Annotated in this window: 13 protein-coding genes; 6 read left to right on the forward strand and 7 right to left on the reverse strand. The window is 68.1% G+C overall.

Going from position 1 to position 11,000, the window contains the following annotated elements:
- Nucleotides 1-60 precede the first annotated feature (60 nt).
- On the forward strand, nucleotides 61-669 hold the full coding sequence (locus ACFYO1_RS27475) for a TenA family protein (RefSeq protein WP_387236716.1): 609 nt from the start codon (nucleotides 61-63) through the stop codon (nucleotides 667-669).
- Between the two features lie 276 nt (nucleotides 670-945).
- On the opposite strand, the gene ACFYO1_RS27480 is transcribed toward ACFYO1_RS27475, so the two are convergent.
- On the reverse strand, nucleotides 946-1,866 hold the full coding sequence (locus ACFYO1_RS27480; protein WP_387236719.1) for an NADP-dependent oxidoreductase: 921 nt from the start codon (nucleotides 1,864-1,866) through the stop codon (nucleotides 946-948).
- Nucleotides 1,867-2,010: 144 nt separating this feature from the next.
- On the opposite strand from ACFYO1_RS27480, the gene ACFYO1_RS27485 reads away from it, so the two are divergent.
- Complete coding sequence (locus ACFYO1_RS27485) at nucleotides 2,011-2,460, forward strand: DUF1707 domain-containing protein (RefSeq protein WP_387236721.1); 450 nt, start codon at nucleotides 2,011-2,013, stop codon at nucleotides 2,458-2,460.
- 51 nt (nucleotides 2,461-2,511) lie between these two features.
- Here the strand turns inward: ACFYO1_RS27485 and ACFYO1_RS27490 are convergent, their stop codons facing one another.
- The gene (locus ACFYO1_RS27490; RefSeq protein ID WP_364728362.1) at nucleotides 2,512-3,903 is read right to left on the reverse strand and encodes a glycine--tRNA ligase; all 1,392 of its coding nucleotides are present in this window, start codon (nucleotides 3,901-3,903) and stop codon (nucleotides 2,512-2,514) included.
- 224 nt (nucleotides 3,904-4,127) lie between these two features.
- On the opposite strand from ACFYO1_RS27490, the gene ACFYO1_RS27495 reads away from it, so the two are divergent.
- The 3 genes from ACFYO1_RS27495 to ACFYO1_RS27505 all read left to right on the forward strand — a co-directional run bounded on the left by ACFYO1_RS27495 (nucleotide 4,128) and on the right by ACFYO1_RS27505 (nucleotide 6,051).
- Complete coding sequence (locus ACFYO1_RS27495; RefSeq protein WP_378720565.1) at nucleotides 4,128-4,478, forward strand: ArsR/SmtB family transcription factor; 351 nt, start codon at nucleotides 4,128-4,130, stop codon at nucleotides 4,476-4,478.
- 3 nt (nucleotides 4,479-4,481) lie between these two features.
- Entirely contained in the window at nucleotides 4,482-4,928 is a 447-nt protein-coding gene (locus ACFYO1_RS27500) for a Fur family transcriptional regulator (RefSeq protein ID WP_387236723.1), read from the forward strand.
- Nucleotides 4,929-5,067: 139 nt separating this feature from the next.
- Nucleotides 5,068-6,051, forward strand: coding sequence for a hypothetical protein (locus tag ACFYO1_RS27505; RefSeq protein WP_387236725.1), 984 nt, complete (start codon nucleotides 5,068-5,070; stop codon nucleotides 6,049-6,051).
- 85 nt (nucleotides 6,052-6,136) lie between these two features.
- Here the strand turns inward: ACFYO1_RS27505 and ACFYO1_RS27510 are convergent, their stop codons facing one another.
- Nucleotides 6,137-7,108 carry a hypothetical protein gene (locus tag ACFYO1_RS27510; protein ID WP_387236727.1) on the reverse strand — a complete coding sequence of 324 codons (972 nt, stop codon included), beginning with the start codon at nucleotides 7,106-7,108 and terminating at the stop codon, nucleotides 6,137-6,139.
- Between the two features lie 101 nt (nucleotides 7,109-7,209).
- Between ACFYO1_RS27510 and ACFYO1_RS27515 the strand changes: the two genes are divergently transcribed.
- Entirely contained in the window at nucleotides 7,210-7,833 is a 624-nt protein-coding gene (locus ACFYO1_RS27515; protein ID WP_387236729.1) for a TetR/AcrR family transcriptional regulator, read from the forward strand.
- Here ACFYO1_RS27515 and ACFYO1_RS27520 read toward each other — a convergent pair.
- The 4 genes from ACFYO1_RS27520 to ACFYO1_RS27535 all read right to left on the reverse strand — a co-directional run bounded on the left by ACFYO1_RS27520 (nucleotide 7,823) and on the right by ACFYO1_RS27535 (nucleotide 10,770).
- Entirely contained in the window at nucleotides 7,823-8,098 is a 276-nt protein-coding gene (locus tag ACFYO1_RS27520; RefSeq protein WP_387236731.1) for a YggT family protein, read from the reverse strand. The genes ACFYO1_RS27515 and ACFYO1_RS27520 overlap by 11 nt on opposite strands.
- Nucleotides 8,099-8,207: 109 nt before the next feature.
- Complete coding sequence (locus tag ACFYO1_RS27525) at nucleotides 8,208-8,780, reverse strand: methyltransferase family protein (RefSeq protein WP_387236733.1); 573 nt, start codon at nucleotides 8,778-8,780, stop codon at nucleotides 8,208-8,210.
- A 157-nt stretch (nucleotides 8,781-8,937) separates the two neighbouring features.
- Nucleotides 8,938-9,543, reverse strand: a complete 606-nt coding sequence (locus tag ACFYO1_RS27530; protein ID WP_387236735.1) for a response regulator — start codon at nucleotides 9,541-9,543, stop codon at nucleotides 8,938-8,940.
- Nucleotides 9,544-9,591: 48 nt separating this feature from the next.
- Nucleotides 9,592-10,770 carry a sensor histidine kinase gene (locus ACFYO1_RS27535; RefSeq protein WP_387236737.1) on the reverse strand — a complete coding sequence of 393 codons (1,179 nt, stop codon included), beginning with the start codon at nucleotides 10,768-10,770 and terminating at the stop codon, nucleotides 9,592-9,594.
- Between the last annotated feature and the right edge of the window lie 230 nt (nucleotides 10,771-11,000).

Below are 11,000 nucleotides of genomic sequence, written 5' to 3' on the forward strand. Positions count from 1 at the left end.
CGCAAGCGTGCGGCAACACCGGCCGGGGCGCAAACGAACGGATGCGCGAGACTGGACGACATGAGTCTCGCCGCACATCTGGAAGAACTCGGCCGCCCGCTGGTCGAGCATCAGCTCGAGCACCCCACCGTGGCGGGCATCGCCAAGGGCGACCTGCCCGAGCCGGTCTTCCGTTCCTGGCTGGAGCAGGACTACCTCTTCCTGCTCGACTATGTCCGCGTGTTCAGCCGCCTGGCCTGGCAGGCCCCGCCGGCGCACCTCGGCGACCTGGTGGACCTTGCGCACGCCACCTATCACGACGAGCTGGCGCTGCACCGCTCACTGGCCGCGGAGTTCGGCGCCGACCTCGGTGGTGTCACCAAAGGCGTTGCCTGCGAGGCATATACGACGTTCCTGCTCGACTCGGCCGCCGACTACGCCGAAGGCCTCGTGGCCCTCTACCCGTGCATGTGGGGCTACTCCACGCTGGGCGCCCGGCTCGCCGAGAACCCGCCCGCCGAGCCGCGCTACCGCCGCTGGGTCGACACCTACGCCGACCCCGCCTTCGCCGCCCTCACCCGCCGCTGCGCCCAAATGATCGACGAAGCCGGCCCAGACCCGGACCGCGCGAAAACCCTGTTCCGCGAAGGCATGCGCCACGAACTCGCCTTCTGGGACGTCCCCGACTAGCAGCGAACAGCTGCCGACTGGTCAGTGCCGCGGCGCTGACCACGAACAGCTTGGCGATAGTCCGTGACGGCCTGCACGCCGCGGCGGCGCCTACCGCCCGGAATCGATGCCGTACGCCTGGTTCCAGCCGTGCCGCCGCCGACCTCTGCTGCTATCCGTCACCGGCACCGCGCCGACCGCGCGCACATACACCATTACAAACGCACTACTTCTGACTTCCCGCACCGAGAATTGCATGCGATTCTCGGTGCGGGAAATCAAGAGTGGTGCGGGAAGTCAGGGGTGCAGGACGATCTTGCCGCGGGTGTGCCGCTGTTCCAGCTCGCGGTACGCGTCTTGGACCTTGTCGAGCGGGTACACGGCGGCGATCGGCACCTCGATGGTGCCTGCCGCGGCGAGGTCGGCCAGCTCGGTGAGCACATCGATGGTGCCCGCGGCGGCGTTGCCGTCGGCCTTCACGCCGTACTTCTCGACGGCGGCGAAGTTGATGATGGTGTCGATTCGGTCGACCGGAACGCCGAGTTCTACGGCGATGTCCACGTAGTCGGCACCGAACGTATCGATGAACGCGTCCACACCGTCCGGCGCGGCGGCCCGGAGCCGATCGATCAGCCCGTCACCGTACGCGACCGGCGTAACGCCGACCTTCCGCAGCCAGCCGTGGTTCGCCTCGCCGGCGATCCCGATCACCTCGGCCCCGCGCGCCCGCAGCAGTTGCACCGCGATCGAGCCGACCCCGCCGGCGGCGCCGGACACGACCACCGTGTCGCCCGCGTTCGCCTCTACCGCTCGAATAGCCGCGAAAGCCGTTGTGCCCGCGACATACAACGCGCCGGCCACATCCCAGTCCAGCCCGGCGGGCTTGGGCGTCACCTGGGCGAACGGCACCACCACATGTGTCGCGTGACTGGCGCGTTCGTCGGTGAACCCGAGCACCTCGTCCCCGACCTCGATCCCCCCGACCTGCGCCCCGAGCTCGACGACGCGTCCGGCGAAATCGGTCCCCTCCCCCGACGGAAACGTCGACGGCCAGCGATCGTGCAACGCCCCGCTGCGGATGGACGCCTCGCCCGGATTGATGCCCGCCGCGACCACGGCGACCACCACCTGCCCAGGCCCGGCGGTCGGCGTCGGCACCTCGACCACCCGCAACTCGTCGATCCCGCCATATCGATCGAACTTCACCGCTCTTGCCATGCTGAGCTCCTCGATTCGGTGACTAACGGCACATCGAGCGTCAACGGACCGCCCGGCCCGGATATTTCCCGGGCGCCACGGCCGAAAACCCGCAGACCGGCAATTGGAGGGCGGATCGCCCGGAACCGTCCTACGCTGACAACCGTGGGAGCGGAGAATGTGCGGGCGTCTGATGCCGACCGCGAAAAAGTCGTCGAACAACTGCGGCACGCGATGAACGAGGGCAGGCTGACGCTGCACGAATACGACGACCGGCTGCAACAGGTGTATTCCGCCAAGACCTATGGCGAGCTGAATCCGGTGCTGGCCGACCTGCCGGCGCAGCGCGTTTCGCGCTCCCGCGACGTGAAGCGGATACCGCAGTGGGCCGTCATCATGTGGACCCCTTGGGTTTTCGTGAACATGCTGACTCTGTTGATCTGGGTGGCCACCGGCGCGGGCTATTTCTGGCCGTTCTGGGTGGCCGTGCCCTGGGGTATGGCGTTGCTCATCCCGACGGCGATCGGAATCACGGTGCGCGGCAACGGTTCCGGCTCGGAACGTCCGCAGATCCCGCCGACCCCACCGACTCCCCCGCTGCCGCCGACGCGCTGAAACGACGAACGACCCGCACCGATCATCCGGTGCGGGTCGTTCGGTCGAAGCTCAGGAACCCAGCAGATGCTGAGCCAGGTAGCCCTCCACCTTGTCCAGCGCGATCCGCTCCTGCGTCATCGAGTCGCGCTCGCGGATGGTCACCGCCTGATCGTCGAGGGTGTCGAAGTCGACCGTGATGCAGAACGGGGTGCCGATCTCGTCCTGCCTGCGGTAGCGGCGGCCGATCGCGCCGGCGTCGTCGAACTCCACGTTCCAGTTCCGGCGCAGTTGCGCGGCAAGGTCTTTCGCCTTAGGCGTCAGATCCGCGTTGCGCGACAACGGAAGTACCGCCGCCTTGACCGGGGCGAGCCTGCGGTCCAGGCGCAGCACCGTGCGAGTGTCCACGCCGCCCTTGGCATTCGGCGCCTCGTCCTCGGCGTAGGCGTCGACCAGGAACGCCATCAGCGAACGGGTCAGGCCGGCCGCGGGCTCGATGACGTAGGGCACGTAGCGCTCGTTGGTGGTCTGGTCGAAGAAGCTGAGCTCGGTGCCGGAGTGCTCGGAGTGCGTCTTGAGGTCGAAGTCGGTGCGGTTGGCGACGCCTTCGAGCTCACCCCACTCGTTGCCCTGGAAGCCGAAGCGGTACTCGATGTCGGTGGTGCCCGCCGAGTAGTGCGACAGCTTTTCCTTCGGGTGCTCGTAGAGCCGCAGGTTGTCCGGGTTGATGCCGAGGTCGGTGTACCAGGAGAAACGGGTCTCGATCCAGTACTTGTGCCACTCCGCGTCCTCGCCCGGCTTGACGAAGAACTCCATCTCCATCTGCTCGAACTCGCGGGTGCGGAAGATGAAGTTGCCGGGGGTGATCTCGTTGCGGAAGCTCTTGCCGATCTGGGCGATGCCGAACGGCGGCTTCTTGCGCGCGGTGGTCATCACGTTCGCGAAGTTGACGAAGATGCCCTGCGCGGTCTCGGGCCGCAGGTAGTGCATGCCCTCCTCGGACTCGATCGGGCCGAGGTAGGTCTTGAGCATCATGTTGAAGTCGCGCGGCTCGGTCCACTTGCCGACGGTGCCGCAGTTCGGGCACGCGAGCAGGTCCATCGTGACCGTGTCCGGATCGTCGATCTTGTGCTTGAGCGCGTACGCCTCCTGCAGGTGGTCCTGCCGGAAGCGGTGATGGCAGTTCAAGCACTCGACCAGCGGATCGTTGAACACGCCGACGTGACCCGAGGCCACCCAGACCTGGCGCGGCAGGATCACCGACGAGTCGAGGCCGACGATGTCCTCGCGGCTGGTGACCATCGACCGCCACCACTGGCGCTTGATGTTCTCCTTGAGCTCGACGCCCAGCGGACCGTAGTCCCAGGCCGACTTGGTGCCTCCGTAGATCTCACCGCTCGGGTACACCAGACCCCGGCGCTTGGCGAGGTTGGCAACGGTGTCCACCTTCGACTTGGGTGCCACTCGAGAATTCTCCATCCACTACGAGTCGGATTGTGCGTTCAGGCCATTGTTTTGCACGGACGCAACGATACGAAGACAGACTATCGGCCCTGCCCAACCGACGTTCCACCGCACGGGCAACCGCTGTCCGTGTCAGTGTGGACCCGCACGCTCCGGCGCGTCCGTTTGACATGCGCAACTGTGCATATCAAAATGGGATCGCTTTCCAATAAGGAGTTGGTGCCATGACCGCCGAGACCGCCACCACCCATCCGCACAACCCGTACCGCGCGCCCGCGCCCGCGCCGGTACCCGCGCGGACCGTCCTGGAGGACGCGGGCGAGCTGCTGCGCGCCCTGGCCGCGCCGGTCCGCATCGCCATCGTGCTGCAGTTACGCGAGTCGCCGCGCTGTGTGCACGAGCTGGTCGACGCGCTCGGGGTCACCCAACCGCTGGTCAGCCAGCATCTGCGCATCCTCAAGTCCGCGGGCGTCGTCCACGGCGAGCGGTCCGGTCGCGAGGTGCTCTACGAACTCGTCGACGACCATCTCGCGCATATCGTGGTCGACGCCGTCGCGCACGCCGAGGAAGGGTAATTCGTGCCAGAGAACAGTGTCGTTCCGCAGAAGCCGGTCGGCATCCGCAGTACCAGGCAGCGCAGCGCCATCGCGGCGCTGCTCGGTGACATCGAGGAATTCCGGTCCGCGCAGGAACTGCACGACGAGTTGCGCAAGCGCGGCGAAGGCATCGGGCTGACCACGGTCTATCGCACGCTCCAGTCGCTGGCCGATGCCGGTCTGGTCGACGTGTTGCGCACCGACTCCGGCGAGTCCGTGTATCGCCAGTGTTCTACCGGGCACCATCATCATCTGGTCTGCCGGCACTGCGGGCGCACCGTCGAGGTGGAGGGCCCGACCGTGGAGGCCTGGGCAGGCGCGATCGCGCGTGAGCACGGGTTCACCGAGGTCAGCCACACCATGGAGGTGTTCGGCACGTGCGAGTCCTGTGCGTCGGCCGACCATGGGGACGGCCGGACCACGATGTAGTCCACGCTTCGGTTCACTCAGCGGACCGAGCCCTGGTTAACATCGAGCCTCCCCGTGCAGATTTCAACACGAACCCACGAACGCCCGGCCTACCCGGGTGTCGCGCTCTGGGGTCGCACATCTTCCGGGAGGCTCAGCCGTGCGCACGACCTTGCTTTCATCCGTAGTTCCGGCCCGTAGCCGCCGAATCCGCACGGCCGCAACCGCGGTCGCGCTGCTCGGCGCGGCCACACTGGCCCTGACCGCCTGCAACGACAAGGACGGCACGGCGACACCGGCCTCCGCGACACCGACCACCAGCGCGGTGGCCAACGGCTCGCCGGGCAGCAATTCGGGCGCGGGCCAGTCGACGGTGCGCACTGTCGGCAAGACCGGCTGGTTCGAAGGCTTCGACATCACGGTCAACAAGGCGACCGTGGTGCCGGACGAATTCGGCGGCGCGAAAGTGCTGATCGACATCACTTACAAGAACACCACGCTGGACAACAAGACGATGAGCAACAACACCTCGCTGCTGGTCGGCAGCGAGGTCGACGGCGGCGCATCGTGGGACAACCCGACGGTGCCCGGCGGCGGCTCGGCGACCGGCAAGGTGACCACGTCGGTCAAGTCCGCCAAGGACGCCGAGCACCTGATCGACACGATGACCGTGGTGTACGGGCAGGCCGCGGACAATCAGACCAAGATCCCGCTCAGCACCGCGGGCAAGGTGGACAGCGTGCAGCCGAAGACGCTCCCCGTCACCGGCACGCTGGTGCAGGACCAGACCACCATCCAGGTGACCGCGGGCAAACTCGGCCCGAGCTACACCAAGGGCGAGCACGGTAAAGACGAACTCGCCCTGCACATCAAAATCACTGGCGGATCAGGGATTCCGGCCGGCGGACTGAATATTTTCACCGAGTACTTCTCGCTGAAGACCCCCGACGGCCAGAGCATCGTCGCCGACGACCGCAGCCCGATCAACGAGTTGCTCGACGCCGGCAAGACCATCGACAACGCGAAGAACTACGTCGTCTTCGTCGTCCCCGCGCCTGCCACCGGCAACTACGTCCTGACCTACAACAGCCAGAAGGAAGAGGGCGCCGCCACCGCCCCCACCCTCGCCTTCACCGTCAGCTGACACACGCACACCCCCTGATTTCCCGCATATCGAATCGCATGCGATTGCGTGTGCGGGAAATCAGGGGGTGTGCGGCTTCGTGCGGTCAGCTTGTGGTGACGGGGACCGGGGTGGTGGAAATCTCGGCGGGGCGGCGGGTGCGCAGGGCGCCGAGGGCGAGGAGGGCCAGGGCGGATAGGGCCCAGATGAGCAGTACGACAAGGGGTTTGGCGGCACCCGCGCCGTCGAAGAAGGCGACCGAGCGGAGCAGGGAGGCGGCGGCGCCGGGCGGGAGGAGCTGGCCGATGGCGCCCCAGGGTTGCGGGAGGAGTTCGGGGGCCGAGGTGGCGGCGGAGAACGGGTTGCCGACGAGCAGCATGGTCAGGGCGGCGACGCCGATGCCGGCTCGGCCGATAGCGGTGGAGAGCCCGACGACGGCACCGGCGACGGCGAACGAGACGAGTCCGGCGACGGCGGACAGTTCGAGGTAGGAACCCGGCACCACCGACATCCAGCCGTGGATGATCTCCATGCTCAGCAGGCCGCCGACCACGCCGAAGGTGACCAGCCCCAGCGCTTTTCCGCCGACCGTCGGAATCAGCAGGCTGAGCAGCACGCCCGCGGCGATCCCGGACAACGCCAGCGGCAGCACCATCGCGCCGAACGCGGTACCGCGCGGATCGTCGGGATCGGCGGCCACCACATCCTCGACCCGGGGCGCCGGTCCCCCGGCCAGTTGCTGGCCGATCTGCGTGAGTTGTTGCGCGACAGCCGGACTCGCGGCGGAGGCGATCAAGACGCGCGGCGGTCCGTCGCCGGTGACGATGGCGCCGTACACCTCCCGGTCCTCGATGGCGGCGCGCGCGGCGGTCTCGTCGGCCGGTCGGGCGATGTCGAAAGCATCCGGACTGTGCCCGGCGAGCTGGGTCACGACCAGGTCGGCCTGCGGGCCGGTGACGGCGATCGGCAGATCGCGCGGGGCGATATTGGCGGCGGGCCAGGCGAAGGCGATCAGCATCAGGGCCTGAAGCAGGGCGGCGCCGACGGCGACGGCGAGCGCGCGCTGGGTGGTGGTCATGACGTTCTCCCGTAAATCGAATGACCGTTTTCTTTAATGGGGATATCGTCGCCCGCGCACTGGGACTTGTCAAGAACGGATGTTCGTTTTACTTTGTGAGCATGCCCAGAGTCAGCGAAGAACACCTGGAACGCCGCCGTCAGCAGATCCTCGACGCCGCTCGCCTGTGCTTCGCTCGTAAGGGCTTCCACGAGACGTCCATGCAGGATGTCTTCGCCGAATCCGGGCTGTCTGCCGGCGCCGTCTACCGCTACTTCAAGAGCAAGGACGACCTCATCGCGGCGCTGGCCACCCAGACCACGGTGCCGCTACGCGCGCTGATGACCGAGCTGATTCACACCGATCCACTCCCGACGCCGGACCGATTCGTCGCCGCGATGGCCGAGCACATGGTCGCGAACAGCGGACCCGAAGGCCCGCTGCGACTGGCCCCGCAGGCGTGGGCGCTGGCGCTGGTGAACACGGACGCCGCCGAGTACGTCAAGCAGGCGATCCTGGGCATTCGCACCTGCTGCTACGAATACACCGAGCGTATGCGCGACGCGGGCTGGCTCCCCGCCGACGCCGACACGCACGCGACGGCCACCGCGCTCATGGGCGTGCTGCCCGGATTCATGTTGCAGCACTTGATCATCGGCGATCTCGAACCGGGCACCCTGGCCCGCGGTCTGCGCACGCTGCTCGCCTACGACGGACCTGCCGCCGGAGGCGAGGTCAGAGGCTGAACGCGATCCCGCGCAGCACCAGGGCGACGATGAACACCGCGGTGAAGGCCAGGTCGATGGACAGGCCGCCGGCCCGAATGGGCTGGAGCACTCGCCGCACCGGCGCGATCACCGGCTCGGTGGCGGCGTGCGTGAACTCGCGGGGCCGGGTGGCCCAGCTCGGGCTGTTGCCGAGGGCGGCCATCCAGTCGAACACCATCCGCGCGAGCAGCAACACGATGAACACGGTCAGGGCGTAACCGATCAGGGTGCCGATGAGGCTCATTCCGAACTCCTTCGTGTGGCCGCGTTAGCCTTCTCACCAGTGTCAACGCAGCGGGCGGGGTCGAAAGTGTCGCGTTTGCCGGATTCTCAGATGACTATCAGCGAGCGGCTCACCACAGGCCGGGAACGAGCCGTTTGGTGCCGGTCCGATACTCCTCGTAGGGGCGGCCGAGGGTCTCGACCAGAGCTTTCTCTTCGACGTCGATTCGTCGGCCGAGAGCGTAGACCGGCAGCACGACGGCGACGACCAACGATATCCAGTTGGCCGCGGCCAGGCCCAGGCCGACCATGATCAGCAGAATTCCGGTGTAGGACGGGTGGCGCACCCATCGGTACGGACCCCGATCGACGACCGCCTGATCGGTGTCGACCTCGACGGTCGTGCGGAACGAACTGCCGAGCACGACGATCGCCCAGATCCGCACGACCAGCCCCAGCCACATGATCGCGGTCCCGGCGATCTGCCACGGCAGATGCGCACCGGGGAATTGAAACACGCTGTGCGCGGGCAGGAAGTCCGCGACGTACAGGGCGATGTTGGCAGCGACCGCGACGACGATCACCAGGGTCAACCGGGTGCCGCCGTCCTTCTCGGTAGAACCCCTGCGGCGCAATCGATCTCGTATGCGTAAGCCGATCTCCAGCGCCAGCCACACCCAGGTGGTGGCTTCGACCGCGTTCACCACATTCGCTCCTTCGCCTGGTCCGCTGTGGCCGGTACTGCGAGCAAACCAGCAAAAGCGGTGCGGCGCATCAGGAATCTCCCTGATTCACACCTCGGGCGAGACCTATTCCCGCACCACGGCGAACGCCGGCGCCGCGCTCGGCCGATCGCCGCGGTCAGAGCCAGCCGAGACGTTCGGCGGCGCGGACGGCTTCGGCGCGGGTGGTGGTGCCGGTTTTGCCGATGGCGGCGGACAGGTGGTTGCGGACGGTGCCCTCGGAGAGATGCAGTTGCTTGGCGATGGCGCCCGCGGTCGCGCCGTCCGCGGCGGCCGACAGCACCTCGCGTTCGCGTTCGGTCAGCGGGGACGTTCCGGCGGTGAGGGTTTCGGCGGCCAGGGCGGGGTCGACCACCCGCAGGCCCATCTGTACTCGCCGGACAGCGTCGGCCAATTCCCTTGCCGGAGTGTCCTTTACCACGAACCCGCTGGCACCCGAATCGATCGCGCGGCGGAGGTAGCCGGGCCGGCCGAAGGTCGTCACCATCAACACGCGTACCTCAGGATGGCTGGCATGCAGCTGCGCGGCAACCGAGATGCCGTCCAGCCCGGGCATTTCCACATCGAGCAGCACCACGTCGGGATTCGTGCGCGCGACGGCGTCGACCACTTCGTCACCGCGCCCCACCTCCCCCACCACCTCCAGGTCGGACTCCAGCCCCAGCAACGCCGCGAGCGCACCCCGCACCAGCGCCTGATCGTCGGCGAGCAACAGCCGGATCATCTGTCCCACTTCCTGTGTCGAATCGGAGCCACAACGGAATACGCTGGTTCAGGCAGGAACGATCGCGCGGACACGGACGCCCCCTTCCTTAGGCGCGGACAGGGTCAGCGTGCCGCCCGCGGCACGGACGCGCTCGCGCAGACCGGCGAGCCCGGAGCTGGACTCGCCGCTCACGCCGAGGCCGCGACCGTCGTCGGACACCTCGATGCTGTCGGCCGTGACCCGGACCGTGCAGTGCCGGGCCGCGCTGTGCCGGATCACGTTGGTGATCGCCTCGCGGAGCACCCAGCCGAACAACTGGCTGTGTGCCGTCTCCGGAAGCTGCGCGTCTTCGGGCAGGTCCGCGGCGATGTCCGCGGCCGCCAATGCCGTTCGCGCGTTGGCGAGTTCGCCGCGCAACGACACCTCACGTAACCCGCCGACGGTGTCGCGCACCCCGGCCAGCGCCTCCCGGGCGAGCCGCTCGATATCGGCCAGCTCGGTTCGCGCCCTGGTCAGGTCGACGTCGATGAGTCGTTGCGCGAGTTCGGTTTTCACCGTGATCACGGTCAGCGAGTGGCCGAGGATATCGTGCACGTCGCGCGCTACCCGGTTGCGTTCCTCCACAATGTCGAGCTCGGCCCGTTGCCGCCGGGCCAGCTCCGCCAGCTGCTCGCCGCGCAGGCCCAACTGCCTGGCCACCCAGATCACCACCGGGATGAAGGCCAGCCAGAACGGCGTGCCGGACAGGCTCGGAATAGCGACCGGCAGGAACAACAGCACCAGCGCGACGGGCAGGATCACGTAGCCGGACTCCCGGGCCGGCAGATGGAAGATCGCGGCCACCGCGACAAAGATCGTGGTGGGCAAGGCCACCGGCCCGAGCAACGCGATCAGGGAAGCCGTGCACGCGGCCATCCCGGCGAGGAACGGCCACAGCCGTGGATCGGCCGGCCGATCCTCCACCGCTTCAGCCGGGCCACGGCGCCGGAAGATGACGAACGTGCTCAGGATCAGCGTCGCGTACGCGATCAGCGTGCCTACCGCCAGCAGCACCCGCAGCCGCTCGCCGTCCGACCACGCCTGCACTATCGGCGCGATCATGTAAGCCATCCACACCGACGACATCAGCGCGCCGAACCAGCCGCGCCGCCGGCTGTTCACCACTTCGCCGTCACTGACCACCCGGTCGATGAACCCCAGCACTCCGCCGCCGCGCAGCGACCCGAACCACGACGTCACGCTCACGCCACACCCCCGGCACGCGACGAATCGCGAGGGAGCTGTCGCGCGCGGTCGGTCACGAGCACAGACGCTACCGAATCCGGCGCGACCGGAAACGCGGCGGGGGGGGGGGGGGGGGGGGGGGGGGGGGGGGGGGGGGGGGGGGCGCGGCCCCCCCCCCCCCCCCCCCCCCCCCCCCCCACCCCGGCCCCCCCCCCCCCCCCGGGCGGGGGGGGGGGGGCGGGGGGGGGCGC

Source organism: Nocardia sp. NPDC006044, from assembly GCF_042871115.1.
Classification (GTDB): domain Bacteria; phylum Actinomycetota; class Actinomycetes; order Mycobacteriales; family Mycobacteriaceae; genus Nocardia.

Coding starts and splice junctions, on each gene's coding strand:
- ACFYO1_RS27475 (WP_387236716.1), top strand. CDS start 61: ATGAGTCTCGCCGCACATCTGGAAGAACTCGGCCGCCCGCTGGTCGAG.
- ACFYO1_RS27480 (WP_387236719.1), bottom strand. CDS start 1,866: ATGGCAAGAGCGGTGAAGTTCGATCGATATGGCGGGATCGACGAGTTG.
- ACFYO1_RS27495 (WP_378720565.1), top strand. CDS start 4,128: ATGACCGCCGAGACCGCCACCACCCATCCGCACAACCCGTACCGCGCG.
- ACFYO1_RS27510 (WP_387236727.1), bottom strand. CDS start 7,108: ATGACCACCACCCAGCGCGCGCTCGCCGTCGCCGTCGGCGCCGCCCTG.
- ACFYO1_RS27515 (WP_387236729.1), top strand. CDS start 7,210: ATGCCCAGAGTCAGCGAAGAACACCTGGAACGCCGCCGTCAGCAGATC.
- ACFYO1_RS27520 (WP_387236731.1), bottom strand. CDS start 8,098: ATGAGCCTCATCGGCACCCTGATCGGTTACGCCCTGACCGTGTTCATC.
- ACFYO1_RS27530 (WP_387236735.1), bottom strand. CDS start 9,543: ATGATCCGGCTGTTGCTCGCCGACGATCAGGCGCTGGTGCGGGGTGCG.